Source organism: Janthinobacterium sp. AD80 (assembly GCF_002878455.1).
Classification (GTDB): domain Bacteria; phylum Pseudomonadota; class Gammaproteobacteria; order Burkholderiales; family Burkholderiaceae_D; genus Janthinobacterium.
In genome coordinates this window covers 40,077-58,156 of record NZ_NRDQ01000060.1, presented here as the reverse complement: position 1 = coordinate 58,156, position 18,080 = coordinate 40,077, and the positions used below count along the sequence as shown (strand labels likewise).

General features: G+C 63.6%; 16 protein-coding genes. 8 read left to right on the top strand and 8 right to left on the bottom strand.

Annotated elements, in window-relative coordinates; genetic code table 11:
- The 6 genes from JaAD80_RS13195 to JaAD80_RS13170 all read right to left on the bottom strand — a co-directional run.
- A partial coding sequence (locus JaAD80_RS13195) for an AbrB family transcriptional regulator (protein WP_258002968.1) occupies nucleotides 1–488 on the bottom strand: 488 nt, incomplete at its 3' end.
- Between the two features lie 2 nt (nucleotides 489–490).
- Nucleotides 491–1,564, bottom strand: a complete 1,074-nt coding sequence (locus tag JaAD80_RS13190) for an ABC transporter ATP-binding protein (RefSeq protein ID WP_102294608.1) — start codon at nucleotides 1,562–1,564, stop codon at nucleotides 491–493.
- Between the two features lie 22 nt (nucleotides 1,565–1,586).
- On the bottom strand, nucleotides 1,587–3,377 hold the full coding sequence (locus JaAD80_RS13185) for an iron ABC transporter permease (protein ID WP_102294622.1): 1,791 nt from the start codon (nucleotides 3,375–3,377) through the stop codon (nucleotides 1,587–1,589).
- 69 nt (nucleotides 3,378–3,446) lie between these two features.
- The gene (locus JaAD80_RS13180; RefSeq protein ID WP_102294606.1) at nucleotides 3,447–4,544 is read right to left on the bottom strand and encodes an ABC transporter substrate-binding protein; all 1,098 of its coding nucleotides are present in this window, start codon (nucleotides 4,542–4,544) and stop codon (nucleotides 3,447–3,449) included.
- Between the two features lie 41 nt (nucleotides 4,545–4,585).
- Nucleotides 4,586–5,572: a tripartite tricarboxylate transporter substrate binding protein gene (locus tag JaAD80_RS13175; RefSeq protein WP_102294604.1), complete on the bottom strand. Its 987-nt coding sequence runs from the start codon at nucleotides 5,570–5,572 to the stop codon at nucleotides 4,586–4,588.
- 3 nt (nucleotides 5,573–5,575) lie between these two features.
- A complete protein-coding gene (locus tag JaAD80_RS13170) occupies nucleotides 5,576–6,634 on the bottom strand; it encodes a porin (RefSeq protein ID WP_102294602.1) in 1,059 nt (352 codons plus the stop codon).
- Between the two features lie 213 nt (nucleotides 6,635–6,847).
- Here JaAD80_RS13170 and JaAD80_RS13165 point away from each other — a divergent pair, with 213 nt between their 5' ends.
- Genes JaAD80_RS13165 through JaAD80_RS13155 form a run of 3 tightly spaced genes read left to right on the top strand, consistent with a single transcriptional unit; the run spans nucleotide 6,848 to nucleotide 9,458 of the window.
- Nucleotides 6,848–7,570 carry a response regulator gene (locus JaAD80_RS13165; protein WP_102294620.1) on the top strand — a complete coding sequence of 241 codons (723 nt, stop codon included), beginning with the start codon at nucleotides 6,848–6,850 and terminating at the stop codon, nucleotides 7,568–7,570.
- Nucleotides 7,567–9,084 carry a sensor histidine kinase gene (locus JaAD80_RS13160; RefSeq protein ID WP_102294601.1) on the top strand — a complete coding sequence of 506 codons (1,518 nt, stop codon included), beginning with the start codon at nucleotides 7,567–7,569 and terminating at the stop codon, nucleotides 9,082–9,084. The genes JaAD80_RS13165 and JaAD80_RS13160 overlap by 4 nt, the downstream gene beginning before the upstream one ends.
- 23 nt (nucleotides 9,085–9,107) lie before the next feature.
- A complete protein-coding gene (locus JaAD80_RS13155; protein WP_102294599.1) occupies nucleotides 9,108–9,458 on the top strand; it encodes a ribonuclease E inhibitor RraB in 351 nt (116 codons plus the stop codon).
- A 211-nt stretch (nucleotides 9,459–9,669) separates the two neighbouring features.
- On the opposite strand, the gene JaAD80_RS13150 is transcribed toward JaAD80_RS13155, so the two are convergent.
- On the bottom strand, nucleotides 9,670–10,992 hold the full coding sequence (locus JaAD80_RS13150) for a homoserine dehydrogenase (protein WP_102294597.1): 1,323 nt from the start codon (nucleotides 10,990–10,992) through the stop codon (nucleotides 9,670–9,672).
- An 86-nt stretch (nucleotides 10,993–11,078) separates the two neighbouring features.
- Entirely contained in the window at nucleotides 11,079–12,308 is a 1,230-nt protein-coding gene (locus JaAD80_RS13145) for a pyridoxal phosphate-dependent aminotransferase (RefSeq protein ID WP_102294595.1), read from the bottom strand.
- Nucleotides 12,309–12,716: 408 nt separating this feature from the next.
- Here JaAD80_RS13145 and JaAD80_RS13140 point away from each other — a divergent pair, with 408 nt between their 5' ends.
- The 5 genes from JaAD80_RS13140 (at nucleotide 12,717) to JaAD80_RS13120 (ending at nucleotide 18,071) form a co-directional block, all read left to right on the top strand.
- Nucleotides 12,717–13,109, top strand: coding sequence for an Mth938-like domain-containing protein (locus JaAD80_RS13140; RefSeq protein ID WP_102294594.1), 393 nt, complete (start codon nucleotides 12,717–12,719; stop codon nucleotides 13,107–13,109).
- A complete protein-coding gene (locus tag JaAD80_RS13135; RefSeq protein ID WP_258002967.1) occupies nucleotides 13,106–14,779 on the top strand; it encodes a glycosyltransferase family 39 protein in 1,674 nt (557 codons plus the stop codon). The genes JaAD80_RS13140 and JaAD80_RS13135 overlap by 4 nt, the downstream gene beginning before the upstream one ends.
- A gap of 231 nt (nucleotides 14,780–15,010) precedes the next feature.
- Nucleotides 15,011–16,147: a DegT/DnrJ/EryC1/StrS aminotransferase family protein gene (locus JaAD80_RS13130; RefSeq protein WP_102294592.1), complete on the top strand. Its 1,137-nt coding sequence runs from the start codon at nucleotides 15,011–15,013 to the stop codon at nucleotides 16,145–16,147.
- An 11-nt stretch (nucleotides 16,148–16,158) separates the two neighbouring features.
- Complete coding sequence (locus JaAD80_RS13125; protein WP_102294616.1) at nucleotides 16,159–17,154, top strand: glycosyltransferase; 996 nt, start codon at nucleotides 16,159–16,161, stop codon at nucleotides 17,152–17,154.
- Nucleotides 17,154–18,071, top strand: a complete 918-nt coding sequence (locus JaAD80_RS13120; protein WP_102294591.1) for a formyltransferase — start codon at nucleotides 17,154–17,156, stop codon at nucleotides 18,069–18,071. The genes JaAD80_RS13125 and JaAD80_RS13120 overlap by 1 nt, the downstream gene beginning before the upstream one ends.
- The last annotated feature ends 9 nt before the right edge of the window (nucleotides 18,072–18,080 follow it).

The following is an 18,080-nucleotide window of genomic DNA, read 5'->3' as shown; positions in this document are numbered from 1 at the left end:
GTATTGCTGCGCGTGAGGCCAAGCATGGTGTATGACCGTATCAAACAACAGATGATGGACACCTTGCCCTTCGTGCGGCTGCTGGCGCTCAGCATCGACGCCATTTCCGACGCGCCGCCAACGGCCATGGCGAAGAAGGCGGTGGCGCTGTCGACGCCGGACAGGCGCCGCAGCAGCATGGCGCCGCACGCCCCCAGCGCCAGCGCGAACAGCACGGCGCCGGCGATCCACGGCGTGAAGTCCAGCAGCACGGCCAGCACGGGCGCCGTGAAATACAGGCCCAGCGCCGTGCCGATGGCCCACTGGCCCGCTTCGCGCACGCGCACGGGGCAGGCCAGTTCCCGCCCGGCCAGACGCAACGCGGCCGTGGCGAACAGGGGGCCGATCATCCACGGCAGCGGCGTATGCAGCCACAGACAGATGGCGGCGCCCGCCAGGCCGGTGGCCAGTGCCGCCCCGAAAGCGCGCCAGCGCGGCCACCACAGCACCGTTAAAACACCCAGAGCTTGTCGACTGGCATATGCAGCCAGTACTTGCCCGCCTCGAGCTTGTGGCGCGAGTAGGCGCGCAGGCTGATGTTATCGGCGCCGCCGCGCTCGAACAGGCATTCCCAGCGGTCGCCCAGGTACATGCAGGTCAGCAGCGGCAATTCGATGGCGTTGTCCACCTGCGTGGCGCTGATCTTCACTTCCTCGACGCGGATCATGGTCGTCACTTCCGTTCCCGCGTTGGCGCCGCGCGCCACGCCCTGCATGCTGGCGCCATCGATCTGCAAGCGCACGGCGCTGCCCTCGCGCTGCACCACCTTGCCGGGCAGGCGGTTATTGCTGCCCATGAATTCCGCCGTGAACAGGGTGTCCGGCGTTTCATACATGCTTTGCGGCGTGCCCTGCTGCTCGATCTTGCCGTTATTGAGCAGCAAAATGCGGTCCGAGATCGCCATCGCCTCGCCCTGGTCGTGCGTCACCATCAGGGCCGACAGGCCCAGGCGTACGATCAGTTCGCGCAAAAAGGCGCGCGCCTCTTCCCGCAGTTTGGCGTCCAGGTTCGACAGCGGTTCGTCGAGCAGGATCACGGGCGGGTTGTACACCAGCGCGCGCGCAATCGCCACGCGCTGCTGCTGGCCGCCGGAGAGTTGATGCGGATAGCGCTCGCCCAAATGCCCCAGGCCCAGCTGCGTCAGCACCTCCTTCACGCGCCCGGCGATATCGCTCGTGCCCATCTTGCGCAGTTTGAGGCCGTAGGCGACGTTGTCGAACACGGTCTTGTGCGGCCACAGCGCATACGACTGGAACACCAGACCCAGGTTGCGCTGCTCGGCCGGCATCTCGAAGTGTTTCGCGCCATCGTAGACATTGCGCTCGCCGATCTCGATGGTACCCGCCTTCGGGCTTTCCAGCCCGGCGACGGCGCGCAGCAAGGTGGTCTTGCCGCTGCCCGAAGGCCCCAGCAGGGCCACCACTTCGCCTTTTTTCAGGTGCATGGAGACACCCTTCAGGATCTGGTTGGCGGAAGCGCCGGTGCCGTAGTCCAGGTACAGCTCATTGACGGTCAATTCATTCATGATGTGGTCTCAGTCTTTGTATTTAGTTATGCAGCTTGACGCCAAAGCGCAGCGCGATGCCCAGGCCGATGGCCACCAGGGTGATATTGATGAAGGACAGCGCCGCCACCAGGTCGGTCGAGCCGCCGGCCCACAGCGATACCAGCATGGCGCCAATCACTTCCGTGCCCGGCGACAGCAGGTACACGCCCGTCGAGTATTCGCGCTCGAAGATCAGGAAGACCATCAGCCAGGCACCCAGCAAGCCGTATTTGATCAGCGGCAGGGTGACGTCGCGCGTCACCTGGCCGCGGCTGGCGCCGACGGCGCGCGCCGCCTCTTCCAGCTCCGGCCCCACCTGCAGCAGCGCCGTGGAAATCAAACGCATACCGTAAGCCATCCACACCACCGAATACGCGAGCCACAGGGCGAAGATGGTCGAGCGCAGTTCGCGCAGCACGGGGATCGCATGGCCGCTCAGCCACAGGGCCACGCCGTTGTCCATGCCTTTCAATATGCCGTCAAGCCAGGCCGGCACGAAGAGGAACACCCACAGGAACGACAGGCCGGCCAACAGTCCCGGCACGGCGCGCGGCACCAGCACGCTGTAGTCGAGCAGGCGCGTGATGCCGTCCTGCTTGCGGTGCATGGCCAGCGCGATGAAGCTGTAGCAGCCCACGGCCAGCGCGCCGCCGACGACGCCGATCAGGATGGTGTTGACGATGCCGCGCACCAGCGACGGCTGGTCGAAGATGTCGCGGAAATGCTGCAACGTCAGCACGTCGGCCAGGTGCACGCCCTCGCCCCAGTACTGCACGAAGGAGCGCAGCACGATACCCGTCAGCGGCAGGATGATGGTGAAGATCAGCCAGCCGGCCAGCAGCGCGAACGCCAGCCACTTCCAGCGCCCCAGCGGCATGGCCTTGCTGCGCGCGCCCTTGCCCTTGATCGACACATACTTGTTGGCGGACTTGAGCAGCCAGCGCTGTATCATCACCAGCGGCATGGTCACCATCACCAGGCAGACGGCGACGGCGGCCATCAGGTGGTAGGACGGCGTACCCAGTTTATTCGTCAGCTTGTACAGATAGGTCGGCAGCACCAGGTGGCCTTCCGGATCGCCCAGTACCAGCACCAGGCCGAACACCTCGAAGCCGAGGAAACACACCAGCACGCCCGCATACGCCAGCGCCGGCATGATCATCGGCAGCGACACGTTCATCATCACCTGCACCGGCGAGGCGCCGGCCACGCGGGCCGCTTCTTCCACGTCCGAGCCCAGGCTTTTCAGGGCCGACGATGCATACAGGTAGACGTGCGGCACGTGCGTCAGGCCGGCGATGATGACGATACTGGTGAAGGAATAGATATTCCAGGGCACGAAGCCCAGCAATTCCTTGGCCCAGATCGAGTAAAAGCCCACGGGACCCATCGAGACGACGTAGCCAAAGCCCATCACCATCGGCGAGACGAAAATCGGCACCAGCAGCATGGGCGCCACCCAGCTGCGGCCGGGCAAATCGGTGCGCACCATCAAAAAGGCCAGCATACCGCCCAGCGGCACGGCGATGATCGTCAGCCCTATGGCCAGCATCAGGCCATTCTTGAAGGCCATCGAGAAATCAGGATCATCGAAGATGAAACGGTAGGAGTCAAAGCCGAATTCGCGCACCGGCATGAAGAATGGCGCGTTCAAAAAACTCTGGTAAAAAATCAGGAACAGCGGCAGGAAAATGGCGACCAGGGTGATCGCCACGACCACGCCGCGCGACCAGTTCAGGCGCGACAAGGGAGAGCGCGACCGTGCAGGCAGCGGCAAGATGGCAGTTTGCATGATGAATCCAATGAATGAAGGGTGCGGCATCCGTCCGCGGGCACGCGCCTGCGGACGGCCAGGACGGCGTTACTTCTTGCCGGCTGTCTCTTTCCACTGCTTCAGGAACGCCATGCGCTTGGCCGGCCCCAGAAATTGCAGGATGATCGGATGCACGGGAATCGGCTTGACGTTGGCCGCGCCGATTTCCTTGATCAGGTCGGCCGACGTCGTTTCGCCCGTGACGTCGGCGCGGATGGCAAACAGCTTGGCGCCGTTCGAGATGATGGTCTGGCCCCGGTGCGACAGGATGTAGTCGAGCCACAGCTTGCTGGCGTTGACGTTTTTCGCGTTCTTGTTGATGAACTGCACGCGCGACAGGATCAGGGTGTAATCCTTGGGCAGCACCACGCCGATCGACGGATCGGTCTTGGCGCGCACCAGGGCATAGGATCCCAGCACGTTGTAGCCAATCAGGTTTTCACCGGACGAAATGCGCTCCATCATGGTGCCTGTCGACGACTGCACGCGCACCTTGGCCGTGCCAAAGGCGTTTTGCAGGGCCAGGAACTGCGGATACTCCTTGGCATCCTGCGACATGAACATGAAGCCGACACCCGATTTCTCGATATCGTAGGTGGTGACCTTGTCCTTGAATTTTGGCGTCGTGATCAGCTTGGCGAAATCAGCGTGGTTCTTCGGCACTTCCTTGGGGTCGAGCAGGCGCTTGTTGTAGACGATGGCGGCCGGCTCGAACGTGGTGCCGTAGGCCTGGTCATCCCACATGGCCCAGCCGGGGATCTTCGCCGCTTCCACGGATTTGTATTTCAATGCATAGCCGTCCGAGGCCAGGCGCATCTGCAAGTCCATGGCCGACGACCACATCACGTCGGCCGTGTTGCCGCCGGCAGCCACTTCGGAAATGAAGCGGTTATACACTTCGGTGGAATTCATGTCGTTGTATTCGACCGAAATGCCCGGATACAGGGCGCTGAAATCCTTGATCAAAGGCGCGGCGGCCTTGCTGTCGGTGGCGCTGTAAATCACCACCTTGCCTTCCTTCTTGGCCGCGTCGATGATCTTCTGGTAGTCGGCCGGATAGCCGGGCGGCACTTGCGCGAAGGCGGCGCCGGCCAGGCTGGCGAACGCGGTGGCAATGGCGGCTTGAAGCAGGGTCTTGGTTTGCATGGGGGTGTCTCCGTCTGTCAATGTTTTTAATAAGTTGTCGTTCAACGCATCAGGCCAAGTTCAGTCGCCTGCCTGGCATACTCGTCGACGGCCTTGCGCACATACGCCGTCAGCTTCGGCCCCGTCAGGGCGAATGGATACAGGCCGGCCTGCGCGCGCCATTCGGCGAATTGCGGCGTGGCCATGGCGCGCTCGAAAGTGGCGACCCAGCGCTGGTAGTCCGCCTCGGGCACCTGTGGCCCCATCCACACGCCGCGGATGATGGGCCAGACCACGTCGACGCCCTGTTCGCGCGCCGTCGGCACGCCGGCCAGCACGCCGGGCAGGCGTTTTTCCGACAGCACCGCCAGCACGCGCGCGTGGTTGGCGCTGGCGTTCAAGGTGGCTTCGGAGGTGTCGCCCGAGACCACCTGCACGTAGTCGGCCTGCATCGCCGTGAACACTTCGCCGCCGCCTTCGAGTGCCACGAAACGCAGCACTTTCGGGTCGATGCCGGCGTGGCGCGCCACCAGCGCCATCTTCAGCCAGTCCTGGCTGCCGATGGTGCCGGAGACGCCGATCAGCACCTTGTCCGGATGCTGGCGCAAGGCTGCGATCAGGTCGGCCAGGCTTTTGTAGGGCGAATCGCTGCGCACGGCGATCATGCCGTAGTCGGCGCCCACGGCCGCCACCCAGCGCACATCGCCGGCCTTGGCGTTGCCGAACTTGCCCTGCGCCAGATTGAGCAGCGAACCGCCCGAAAAGGCCACCAGGGTGTTCGCCTCGGCGCGGCGGCGCTGCGACGCCATCGAATGCCAGGCCACGGCGCCGATGCCGCCGGGCAGATAGCTGATGCGCATCGGCGCCGCGGCACCCGCCACGCCCTCCTGCGCCAGGCTTTTTTTCGCCAGCTTGCAGGTCAGGTCCATGGCGCCGCCCGGCTTGGACGGCACCACGCACTCGGCGGGCGCGGACGCGGGCGCCTGTGCCGCCGCGATGGCGGGCAGCAGGCAGCACAGGGACAGGAACAGGGAGCGCAGCATGGCCATGGCTTAGAAGCGGTGCTGGATGCCGGCGATCAGGCCGCGCTGCGTGTCGCCGAAACCGGCGTCGTCACGCGACAGGCTGACCAGCTGATTGTGCTTGGCCTTGGCATAGGCGCCGGCCACATACAGGTCGGTGCGCTTGGACAGGGCATAGCGCACGCGCGCCACATACATGATCGGATCGGCATCCAGGTTGGACGCCACGTTTTTCACGTCCTGGTAGTAGATCACGCCCGTCAGTGTGACGACCGGCGTGGTCTTGTAGCTGACGCCGCCCCAGTACAGGGTACCGCGCACATCGGCCTTGCCGGTCGCTGCCGGGTCGAGCTTGTAGTCGCGCGCCGCCGCCTGCACCTTCCACGGGCCCTCGTCGTACATGGCACCCAGGTGGTAGACCGTGGTCTTGTCGCGCGCGCCACCGGGAACGGTATTGCCGTTGACCTGCTCGTACGTGGCCAGCAGGCTGACAGGACCCGTTTTATAGGTGACGGCCGTGGACAGCTTGGCGCTGTCCGAGCTGCCCGTCGTCTGCTCGCCGAAGCCGTACGATGCGCCGTAGCTGAAGCCACCGGTCTTGCCCGAATACTTGACCATGTTGTCGAAGGCGGTCGTCATGCCATACTTGCTGGGCCCCGTAGCGTTGGCCGAAGTGGCCCACGAATAGAAAGGCGCGTACGCCATCGGGTCGAAGGGCAGCACGAAGTCGTACACGGTGGTAAACGAGCGGCCCAGCACGACGCGGCCAAACGCACCTTCCAGGCCTACGTTGGCCTGGCGCTTGAACAGCGCGCCGTCAGCCGCGCCCGTGTCGACCAGGATGCCGCCTTCCAGATTGAACACGGCTTTCAGGCCGCCGCCCAGGTCTTCGCTGCCCAGGATGCCCCAGCGCGAAGTGTTCATGCCGCCCGAGCTCACTTGCGTCATCGAGCTTTTGTTCGGACCGGCATTGCTGGTATTGCTGATGCCGGCGTCAAGACGGCCATACAGGGTGACGCTCGATTGGGCCTGGGCGCTGCCGGCGGCGACTACCGCCATGGCGGCCAGCGAGAATGCTGTTTTCTTCATGTAGAGTGTCTCCCTCAGATATAGTTATTGGTGATATGCCTGATCAATTTCATGAATCAGGATCACACTATATGAGCGCGATCCTTTCAATTCGCTTTCAGACTGACAGGTGTCGCCGGCCAGCCACAAGCGGTACAAACATATTCATGCACGCCCTGTCGGCAACGCCCCGGCAGGCTTACACTGCACCAATTCAAACGAATGGCGGAGACCATGCGCATATTATTAGTGGAAGACCATCTGGAGCTGTCGCACTGGCTGGCAAAAGCCCTGCGCGACGCGCACCTGACGGTGGAGACGGCCCACAACGGCGCCGATGCCGACGCCCTGCTGCACACGCAGGAATATTCGCTGGTGCTGCTCGACCTGACCTTGCCGAAAATGGATGGCCTCGACGTGCTGCGCCGCCTGCGCGCGCGCGGCGGCACGCGCGGCAAGACCCCCGTCATGATACTCACGGCGCGCGGCGGCCTGGATGAAAAAGTGCAGGGCCTGAACCTGGGCGCCGACGACTACATGGCCAAGCCGTTCGAGCTGGCCGAACTGGAAGCACGCGTCAAAGCCCTGCTGCGCCGCAGCCAGGGCAACGAAGCGCTGGTGCATACCTGCGGCGCGCTCAGTTTCGACACCGTCACGCGCATGTTCAGCTATAGCGGCGCGGCGCTGGCCCTGACGCCGCGCGAACATGCCGTGCTCGAAGCGCTGATCACGCGTTCCGGACGCGCCGTGTCGAAGGAAAAACTCTTCGACGAAGTCTTCGCGCTGGCCGACGACGCCAACCTGGATGCCATCGAACTGTACATCCACCGCGTGCGCAAGAAACTCGAGAACGGCGTGGAAAGCGGTTCGCCCGACGGCGCCGTCATCACCACCCTGCGCGGCATCGGCTACCTGCTGCAGCCGCGCAGGGCCATGGCGCCAGCCGCGCCAAAATGAACGTGCCCCGTCAGCCGCTGGCCGAGCGCCTGCGCCGCTACGCGCATGGCAGGCCACTGGGCAGCCTGCGCAGCCAGCTGCTGCGCTGGCTGCTCATCCCGCTGGTGATGCTGGTGCTGCTCGACGCCTTTTTCGTCTACCGCAATGCGCTCGACGCGGCCGACATGGCGTATGACCGCTCGCTGCTGGCGTCGACGCGCGCGCTGGCCGAGCGCGTCTCCATCGTCGGCGGCAAGGTGGTGGCCGAGGTGCCGTACGTGGCGCTCGACAGCTTCGAGACCGATACGCTGGGGCGCATCTACTACAAGGTCACGGGCATCAACGGCGAGCTGGTGTCGGGCTATGGCGACTTGCCGGCGGTGCCGAAAAACGTGCCCCGCTCGCAGAATTATCCGGCCCTGGTGCGCTTCTACCACGCCGATTACCACGGCAAGCCGATCCGCATCGCCGCCCTGCTGCAGCCCGTGTACGACGATTCGATGCGCGGCATCGCCCTGATCCAGGTAGGCGAAACGCTGGACGCGCGGCGCGGCCTGTCGAACCAGATCCTGTTCGATACCCTGAGCTGGCAGGCGGCGATGATACTGGTGATGGCGGCACTCGTCTGGTTTGCCGTGCGCCTGGTGCTGCAACCGCTGATGCGCTTGAAAACGGAAGTCGAGACGCGCGCCCTGTCCGACCTGTCCGACGTCGATCCCACGCTGGTGCACAAGGAAATGCGTCCGCTGGTGAGCGCCATGAACGGCTCCATGTCGCGCCTGCAGCAGCTGATCGCCAGCCAGCGCCGCTTCATCGCCGACGCCTCGCACCAGCTGCGCACGCCGCTGACGGTACTGAAAACCCAGGCCGAACTGGCCTTGCGCGCGTGCGACCGGCAAGGCGCTGCGGCGCAGGACGTGGCAGCCCTGCGCGACATCGTGCGCTCGATCGCCGCCACCACCGATTCGACCGTGCTGCTGGCCAACCGCCTGCTGACGCTGGCGCGCATCGAGCATGGCGGCGAGAACCTGGCTATGGAAACGGTGCCCTTGCGTGAGGTGGCGCAGCAGGTGGGGCTGGAAATGGCCATGGTGGCCGTCGGCAGGCATATCGACCTGTCGCTGGAAGCCCCCGATGACGCACCCGTGCATGGCCAGGCCCTGCTGCTGCATGAACTCGTAGCCAACCTGGTCGACAATGCCCTGCGCTACACGCCGCACGGCGGCAGCGTGATCCTGCGCGTGCGCGCCGCGCAGGCGGCGAGCGGACAAGAATACGGCGCCGTGCTGGAAGTGGAAGACAGCGGCAAGGGCATCGCGCCGGCCGAGCGTGAGCGCGTGTTGACACCGTTCTACCGGGTCGGCGCGGCGCTCGAGAGCAACCCCGGCGGCGCCGGCCTGGGCCTGGCCATCGTGCGCGACATCGCCGCCCTGCACGGTGCCCGGCTGGAACTGGCGACGGCGGGCAATGGCCATGGCTTGAAAGTGCGCGTGCATTTCGCCGCCGCGCCAGTCGGTGCTACCATCTCGCCCTGAGATTTTAAGGAAGGCACCTAGCCATGATGACCAAAGACGACGTAACCGAACTGTTTGCCAATATCGCCGAGAACGCGCCATGGGACTTGTCCCAGCCGCTGCTGTGGGGCTATTACTTCACCAACCCCACGTCCGCACCGCTGGAACAGGCGGCCGCCCTGCTGGCGGTCGAGGGCTATCGCCCGGTGGAACTGTACCAGCCGGAACTCGACGATCCTGCCGCCGCCCCCGTCTGGGTGCTGCACGTGGAAAAGGCCGAAGTGCACGGCGTCGACAGCCTGCATGCGCGCAATGGCGAACTGATGGCGTTTGCGCAGGAAAACCAGCTGGCCAGCTATGACGGCATGGACGTCGGCCCCGTCGCCGCACATTGAGCGGTGTACGAGCAGGTCGTCAGGTCCGAAGGGCCGTAATCCGACAGCACCATCGGCCATGCCAACAAGGTTGTCGGATGACGTGCGGCCTTGCCGCACCAATCCGACCTGCTGGCCATGACCACATGGACGTGGGCGCCGTCATCCGGCAACATCACGCATAAAAAAACGGCGCCCGCGGGCGCCGTTTTGCATGGCTCGCTGCAAACGCTCAGCTGAGGTTTTCCAGGCGGATCTTGGTGACCGTGCCCACCACGCTGTTCAACGCTTCCATTTTTTCGATGGCGGCCGTGACGTTCTTTTCCTGCGTCTGGTGCGTCAGCATGATGATGTCCGTGTGCGTCTCGCCCTCGGCCGGCTCTTTTTGCAGCATGGCATCGATCGAGATGCCGCGTTCGGCCAGGATGCGCGTCAGGTCGGCCAGCACGCCGGGCTGGTCGGCCACGTGCATGCGCAGGTAGTAGCTGGTGGTGATTTCCGACATCGGCAAAATTTCGATGTTGGTCATGGCATTCGGCTGGAACGCCAGGTGCGGCACGCGGTGTTCCGGATCAGCAGTCGCCAGGCGGGTGATGTCGACCAGGTCGGCGATCACCGACGACGCTGTCGGCTCGGCGCCGGCGCCGCGGCCCGAATACAGGCTGGCGCCAACGGCGTCGCCATGCACCAGCACCGCGTTCATCGCGCCTTCGACGTTGGCAATCAGGCGCTTGGCCGGGATCAGGGTCGGATGCACGCGCAACTCGATGCCTTCCACGCCATTGACGGTGGTGCGCTTGGTGATGCCCAGCAGCTTGATGCGGTAGCCCAGCTGCTCGGCATAGCGGATGTCGATGGCATTGAGGTTGCTGATGCCTTCCACGTAGGCTTTGTCGAACTGCACCGGGATGCCGAAGGCGATGGCCGACATGATGGTGGCCTTGTGCGCGGCATCGACGCCTTCGATGTCGAAGGTGGGATCGGCTTCCGCGTAGCCCAGTTCCTGCGCCTGTTTCAGCACGGTGGCGAAATCGAGGCCCTTGTCGCGCATTTCGGAGAGGATGAAATTGGTGGTGCCGTTGATGATGCCGGCGATCCATTCGATGCGGTTGGCCGTCAAGCCTTCGCGCAGCGCCTTGATGATGGGGATGCCGCCGGCGACAGCCGCCTCGAAGGCCACCATCACGCCCTTGTCCTGGGCGGCGGCGAAGATTTCATTGCCATGCACGGCCAGCAGGGCCTTGTTGGCCGTGACCACGTGCTTGCCGTTGGCAATCGCCTGCATGACCAGGGTTTTCGACAGGTCGTAGCCGCCAATCAGTTCGACGACGATGTCGATCTCGGGATCATTGACGATGATGGCGGGGTCGTTGACCACCTTGCAGGCGCCGGCGACGAGCGCTTCGGCGCGCGCCACGTCGCGCACGGCGACGGCGACGACTTCAATGCCGCGGCCCGCGCGGCGCTTGATTTCTTCCTGGTTGCGTTGCAGGACGCTGAACGTGCCGAAGCCGACATTGCCCAGGCCCAGCAGGCCGATCTTGATGGATTTCATAGTGTGCTTGACTGCTCATTAAGTGGCGCCGCCAAGTGCGGCGCCAGGTTGATCGGTATGGTTGATCGAGATTGCCGCTGGCCGGCTCAGCCCCGGCTGTGGCGCTTGCGGTAACCTTCGAGGAAGCGCGCGATGCGGCCCATGGCCTCGGTCAGGTCATCGGAATTGGGCAGGAAGACGACGCGGAAATGGTCGGGCGCGATCCAGTTGAAGCCCGTGCCCTGCACGATCAGGACCTTCGCTTCGGCCAGTAATTCATAGGCAAACTGCTGGTCGTCGGCGATCGGGTAGATAGCCGGGTCCAGCCGCGGGAACATGTACAGCGCGGCCTTCGGCTTGACACAGGTGACGCCCGGAATATCGGTCAGCAGCTTGTGCGCCAGGTCGCGCTGTTTCAACAGGCGCCCGCCAGGCCCCACCAGGTCTTGTATGCTCTGGTAGCCGCCAAGCGCCGTCTGGATGGCGAACTGCCCCGGCGCGTTGGCGCATAGCCGCATCGAGGCCAGCATGTTGAGGCCCTCGATGTAATCCTTGGCGTGCCGCTTTTCACCCGAGACCACCATCCAGCCGGAACGGTAGCCGCAGGAGCGGTAATTCTTCGACAGGCCGTTCATGGTGATGAACAGCACGTCGTCGGCCAGCGAGGCGATCGACACGTGCTCGGCTTCGTCGTACAGCACCTTGTCGTAGATCTCGTCGGCGAAAATGATCAATTGATGCTGGCGCGCCAGTTCGACGATCTGCAGCAGCACTTCCACCGGATACAGCGCACCGGTAGGATTGTTCGGGTTGATGACGACGATGGCCTTGGTCTGCGGCGTGATCTTGCGGCGCATGTCGTCGATGTCGGGATACCATTCGTTCTGCTCGTCGCACACATAATGCACGGGATTGCCGCCGGACAGGCTGACGGCCGCCGTCCACAGCGGATAGTCGGGCGCCGGCACCAGCACTTCATCGCCGCTGTTGAGCAGCGCGTTCATCGACATGACGATCAGCTCCGAGGCGCCATTGCCCAGGTAGATGTCATCGATGGTGACGCCGGCGATACTCTTGCCCTGCGTGTAGTGCATGACGGCCTTGCGCGGCGCGAACATGCCCTTCGAATCCGTGTAGCCTGCCGCGTTCTGCAGGTTGAGCATCATGTCGCGCACGATCTCGTCGGGCGGATCGAAGCCGAATACGGCCAGGTTGCCAATATTGAGCTTGGTGATCTTGTGGCCTTCTTCTTCCATTTGCCTGGATTTTTCCAGGACCGGGCCGCGGATGTCGTAGCAGACGTCCGCCAATTTATTCGATTTCTGAATCGGTCGCAAAATAAATCCCTGTCGTGATGCGGCGCGGCCGGCCTACGCTTGCAGCATGAAAGCCGCGCCAGAACTGTGAACCCGTGAGACTGCAATGCGAAAACAACCATTCTCGCCGAAAGCAGGCCATTTTATCAAATTAAACATGGCAAATTGCAGCATTTCGCGCTGTTTATGCCACGCCCGGCGGCGCGCGCGGGCATTTTCCGCCGCGTCATCTTCATCTTCCCTTAATCTTTGCCTACTACTATGGCAAGCGCCGTGTGCCACCGTTGCAGCGAAGATTGCAAATTGGAAAGGTTGTTGCTTTTCAGTCGCTCTTTTCTGTCATTTATGGCATGCTTACGCCCTTGGCCGCAGCGCCCATCCGCACAGCGCGCGCACCGATCAACCGACACGAACAGCTCTCACATCGCCATGAAACTCCATGCCAGCAGTACCCAACAATACCAAACCGTCACAGGCTACGATGAAAATGGCGTGGAGATCAATGCCCAGCCCTACCACTATAGCCTGATCGTCATGCCGGAAGCGCCGCCGCGCGCCTGGGAAGTGGCCAGTTTCGAGCAGCTGAGCGAAGCGCATTTCGCGCAAATCCTCGAGGACGCGCCCGACGTGGTGATCCTCGGCACGGGCGAACGCCAGCGCTTCGTGCATCCGAAGCTGACGGCCGCGCTGACCATGCGCCGCATCGGCGTCGAATGCATGGATAGCCAGGCCGCCTGCCGTACCTACAATATCCTCATGGGCGAGGGCCGCAAAGTGACCCTGGCGCTGATCCTGGCACCGGGCGCAGGCCAGGCCAAATGAAAATCAATGTGAACGAGCTGCACGCCTCGCGCGTGCTGATGTGGTCCTTGCTGGGCATCTTCATCGTCGTGACCCTCTATGCGCTGGGCATCCGCACCCTGGTGCCGCCCGACGAAGGGCGCTACGCCGAGATGGCGCGCGAAATGTTCGCCACGGGCGACTGGATCACCACGCGCCTGAACGGCATCAAATACTTTGAAAAGCCGCCGCTGCAAACCTGGATGAACGCGCTCACTTTCGCCGCCTTCGGCCTGGGTGAATGGCAGGCACGGCTGTGGACGGGCCTGTGCGGCATCATCGGCGTCTGCATGACGGCGTATGCCGGCAAGCGCGTCTTCGGTCCGCGCGTGGGCCTGTATGCCGGCCTGGTGCTGGCATCGAGCCTGTTCTGGCTCGCGTCGGGCCAGATCAATTCGCTGGACATGGGCCTGTCGGGCATGATGACGGTTACCCTGGCCAGCCTGCTGGTGGCCCAGCGCGACGAGGCAAGCGAAACCGAGCGGCGCAACTGGATGCTGGTGTGCTGGGCAGGCATGGCGCTGGCCGTGCTGTCCAAGGGCCTGATCGGCATCGTGCTGCCTGGCGGCGTGCTGGTGCTGTACTCGCTGTGCGCACGCGACTGGCGCATCTGGACCCGCTTGCACCTGGTCAAGGGCTTGCTGCTGTTCTTCGCCATCGCCACGCCGTGGTTCGTGCTGGTGGCCCAGCGCAATCCCGAACAGCCATATTTCTTCTTTGTCCACGAGCACTTCCAGCGCTTCCTGATGAAGGGCCACAAGCGCGAAGGCGCCTGGTACTATTTCCTGATCCTCCTCATTCCCGGCATCCTGCCATGGATAGGCGTGCTGCCGCAAAGCCTGGCGGCCGCTTTCAAGCGCCAGGAAGGCGCCTTCCAGCCGCGCCTGATGCTGCTGATCTGGGCCGTGTTCATTTTCTTTTTCTTCAGCTATTCCACCTCGAAGCTGCCCGGCTACATCGTGCCCGTCTTCCCGGCCCTGGCGCTGCTGATCGCGCTGTTCCTGGAATCGGCCTCGCGGCGCCAGCGCATGCTGGCCGCCAGCCTGCTGTGCGTGCTGGGTGCGGCCATCCTGATCGGCGGTCCGATCGCCTTCGGCAAGGCCAGCGCGCGCGATCCCGCCGCCCTGATCGCCCTGAAAGGCTATCAGCCCTGGCTGATGGCGGCCGGTTTCTTCGCCCTGGCCGGCGGCGCGCTGGCCCTGCTGCATGCGCGCCAGCTGCGCCGCGACATGACCGTGCTGACCATCGCCGGTGCCGGCTTCCTGGCGACCCACTGCATCCTGGCCGGCTCCGAGCTGTATGGCCAGAACCGCGCGGGTACCGATCTGCTGCCGCAGATCCAGGCCGAGCTGACGGCCGATACCAAGCTCTATTCGGTAGGCATCTATGAACAGTCGCTGACCTATTATTTGCAGCGGCCCGTGATCCTCGTCGCTTACTGGGATGAGTTTACGTTTGGCCTGAAACAGCAGCCGGAACTGTCCATACCGACCATCGAGCCTTTCATCACGCAATGGACCGACGATGCCAACGCCGGCGTGCGCGACATGGCCATTATCAGCCTGGACCGTTACAAGGAACTGCAGCAACGTGGCGTTCCCATGCGTGTAGTGGCCGAGGATGCCCGCCGCATGGTAATTGCCAATAAGTAAGAGAGAAAAGTAAGAGAGAATCGTACAACAGGACGCGCGCCACGCTGGCGGCGTCCGCCGGCGCGCCTGCCCCGCCCCCGCATCAGCGAAGCAAGTCCCCGCTGAAACGGCTGCGCCGTCACATTAACGTTTTAAAATAGTCATGCCAGCCTGCGGCCATTGTTACCGCCGGCGGCTGCCGCGACGCCGATACACCGATACACATTTACCCAAGAACAAGACGAGCGACCCATGACCTCTGCCCTGCCCTTTTTGCCTTTTTCCAAACCCACCATCGACGAGGCAACCATCGCCGCCGTCGGCGAGGTGCTGCGCTCAGGCTGGATCACCAGCGGCCCGAAAGTGCAGGCCTTTGAAGCCCAGCTGTCCGAATACTTTGGCGGACGCCCCGTGCGCACCTTCAATTCGGGCACCTGCACCATGGAAATCGCACTGCGCATCGCCGGCATCGGGCCAGGCGACGAAGTCATCACCACGCCCGTGTCGTGGGTAGCGACGGCGAATGTCATCATCGAAGTGGGCGCGACGCCCGTGTTCGCCGATATCGATCCCGTCACCCGGAATATCGACCTCGACAAGCTGGAAGCGGCCATCACGCCCCGCACAAAAGCCATCATCCCCGTCTACCTGTCGGGCTTGCCCGTCGACATGGACCGCCTGTATGCGATTGCCGACAAGTACAAGCTGCGCGTCGTGGAAGACGCGGCGCAGGCCTTCGGCTCCGAGTGGAAGGGCAAGCGCATCGGTTCGTTCGGCGACTTCGTCTCGTTCAGCTTCCAGGCCAACAAGAACATCACCACGGGCGAAGGCGGCGCGCTGGTGCTGAACAACCTGGAAGAGGCGCGGCTGGCCGAGAAATACCGGCTGCAGGGCGTCACGCGCAGCGGCGTCGACGGCATCGATGTCGACGTGCTGGGCGGCAAGTACAACATGAGCGACATCATGGCCGCCATCGGCCTGGGCCAGTTTGCCAATATCGACGCGATCACGGCCCACCGCCGCGCGCTGGCGCGCCATTACTTTGCGCAGTTCGGCAGCGACTTCGAGGCGGCCAGCGGCGCCCAGCTGCCCGTGCAGGACTTCGACAACAGCAACTGGCATTTGTTCCAGATCATCCTGCCCGATCAGGGCCCCGGCACGCGCGCCGCCTTCATGCAGGCCATGGCGCAGCAAAACGTGGGAACGGGCTATCATTACGCACCGATCCACCTGTTTACCATGTACCGCGAACGCGGCTTTACCGAAGGCATGTTCCCCGTCTCGGAAAAGATCGGCCGCCTGACCGTGACCTTGCCCATGTTCTACGCCATGACCACACAGGACGTGGAACGCGCCGTCGCCACCGTCAAATCCATTCTCATCAAGTGAGCAGCGCGCCGATGAAACCTGAACTGTCCATTATCATTCCAATCTACAACGAGCAGGATGGCCTGGCCAGCCTGTTCGCCCGCCTGTATCCGGCACTCGATGCCTTGCAGACGAGCTACGAGATTATCTTCATCAACGACGGCAGCCGCGACAACTCGGTTGCCATCCTGGCCGAACAGTTCCGCCAGCGCCCCGACGTCACGCGCGTGGTCCTCTTCAACGGCAACTATGGCCAGCACATGGCCATCCTGGCCGGCTTCGAGGCATCGCGCGGCGATATCATGGTGACGCTCGACGCCGACCTGCAAAACCCGCCCGAGGAAATCGGCAACCTGGTGGCGAAGATGCGTGAAGGCTACGATTACGTGGGCTCGATCCGGCGCAAGCGGCAAGATTCCGCCTGGCGCACGCTGGCATCGAAGTTGATGAACCGCTTGCGCGAGCGCATTACCAATATCAAGATCACCGACCAGGGCAACATGCTGCGCGCGTATGGCCGCAACGTGATCGACCTGGTCAACCAGTGCGCGGAAGTCAACACCTTCGTGCCGGCGCTGGCCTACACCTTCGCCCGCAAGCCGACGGAAATTACCGTCGAGCACGAGGAACGCTCGGCCGGCGAGTCAAAATATTCGCTGTACAGCCTGATCCGCCTGAATTTCGACCTGGTGACGGGCTTTTCGCTGATCCCGCTGCAAATCTTCTCGATGCTGGGCATGCTGCTGTCATTCAGTTCGGCCGTGCTGGTGATCTATCTGCTGGCGCGCCGCTTCCTGTTCGGCGCCGAGGCGCAAGGCGTGTTTACGCTGTTTGCCATCGCCTTCTTCTTTATGGGCGTGATCCTGTTCGGCATCGGCCTGGTGGGCGAGTACGTGGGCCGCATCTTCCAGCAAGTGCGCGCCCGTCCCCGCTACGTGGTGCAAACCATCTTGCAGGACGGCATGGCCCAGGCGCAAGCGGAAGCAGAACCGCACGTGCGCCTGGAAAAGCGCCAGGTGGCCCGCTGATGGCCGCGCCACGCGCCGTCGTCTTCGGCTATCACAACGTCGGCGTGCGCTGCATCAAGGTGCTGCTGGCAGGCGGCGTCGATATCGCCCTGGTCGTGACGCACGAAGACAGCCCCACGGAAAACCTGTGGTTCGAATCCGTCGCCAGCCTGTGCCGCGATGAAGGCATCCCGTACATCACGCCGGGCGACGCCCGTTCGCCCGAACTGCTGGCGCAGGTGCAGGCGGCCCGGCCGGACATGCTGTTCAGTTTTTACTACCGCCACATGCTGCCGGCTAGCATCCTGGAAGTCGCTCCCGCCTACAACATGCACGGTTCGCTGCTGCCGCAATTCCGCGGCCGCGCGCCCGTCAACTGGGCCGTGCTGCATGGCGCCACGCAGACGGGCGCCACCCTGCACGAGATGACGGTCAAGCCGGACGCAGGCGCCATCGTGGCGCAGACGGCCGTGCCCATCCTGCCCGACGACACGGCCTTTGAAGTCTTCGGCAAGGTCACCGTGGCGGCGGAGCAAACCCTGTGGGGCGTGCTGCCCGCCTTGCTGGAAGGCACGGCGTCGCGCCAGCTCAACGATTTGCGCCAGGGCGGCTACTTTGGCGGACGCACGCCGGAAGACGGCCGCATCGACTGGACATTACCGGCGCAGCAAGTCTACAACCTGCACCGGGCCGTCGCGCCGCCGTATCCGGGCGCATTTACCGAAGTCAACAATGTCATTTACATCATCGAAAAAGCCCGTTTAAGCCCACTGCCTGCGGGAAGTTTGCCACCGGGCTTGGCGGTAGTGGATAATTGCATCTTTGGCGTCTGCGGAGACGGCCGCATGCTGGCCATTTCCGCGCTGAGGGCTGCCGGGGAGCCGATTTCGGCTCAGCAACTGCAAGCGAGTCTGACCACCCACGTCAGCACACACTGATATCACTCA

Excerpts from the sequence above, each read along its gene's own strand:
- JaAD80_RS13185 (WP_102294622.1), bottom strand. The coding sequence starts at position 3,377 with ATGCAAACTGCCATCTTGCCGCTGCCTGCACGGTCGCGCTCTCCCTTG.
- JaAD80_RS13135 (WP_258002967.1), top strand. The coding sequence starts at position 13,106 with ATGAAAATCAATGTGAACGAGCTGCACGCCTCGCGCGTGCTGATGTGG.
- JaAD80_RS13130 (WP_102294592.1), top strand. The coding sequence starts at position 15,011 with ATGACCTCTGCCCTGCCCTTTTTGCCTTTTTCCAAACCCACCATCGAC.
- JaAD80_RS13120 (WP_102294591.1), top strand. The coding sequence starts at position 17,154 with ATGGCCGCGCCACGCGCCGTCGTCTTCGGCTATCACAACGTCGGCGTG.
- JaAD80_RS13140 (WP_102294594.1), top strand. The coding sequence starts at position 12,717 with ATGAAACTCCATGCCAGCAGTACCCAACAATACCAAACCGTCACAGGC.
- JaAD80_RS13155 (WP_102294599.1), top strand. The coding sequence starts at position 9,108 with ATGATGACCAAAGACGACGTAACCGAACTGTTTGCCAATATCGCCGAG.
- JaAD80_RS13160 (WP_102294601.1), top strand. The coding sequence starts at position 7,567 with ATGAACGTGCCCCGTCAGCCGCTGGCCGAGCGCCTGCGCCGCTACGCG.
- JaAD80_RS13125 (WP_102294616.1), top strand. The coding sequence starts at position 16,159 with ATGAAACCTGAACTGTCCATTATCATTCCAATCTACAACGAGCAGGAT.
- JaAD80_RS13180 (WP_102294606.1), bottom strand. The coding sequence starts at position 4,544 with ATGCAAACCAAGACCCTGCTTCAAGCCGCCATTGCCACCGCGTTCGCC.
- JaAD80_RS13150 (WP_102294597.1), bottom strand. The coding sequence starts at position 10,992 with ATGAAATCCATCAAGATCGGCCTGCTGGGCCTGGGCAATGTCGGCTTC.
- JaAD80_RS13165 (WP_102294620.1), top strand. The coding sequence starts at position 6,848 with ATGCGCATATTATTAGTGGAAGACCATCTGGAGCTGTCGCACTGGCTG.
- JaAD80_RS13175 (WP_102294604.1), bottom strand. The coding sequence starts at position 5,572 with ATGGCCATGCTGCGCTCCCTGTTCCTGTCCCTGTGCTGCCTGCTGCCC.
- JaAD80_RS13170 (WP_102294602.1), bottom strand. The coding sequence starts at position 6,634 with ATGAAGAAAACAGCATTCTCGCTGGCCGCCATGGCGGTAGTCGCCGCC.
- JaAD80_RS13190 (WP_102294608.1), bottom strand. The coding sequence starts at position 1,564 with ATGAATGAATTGACCGTCAATGAGCTGTACCTGGACTACGGCACCGGC.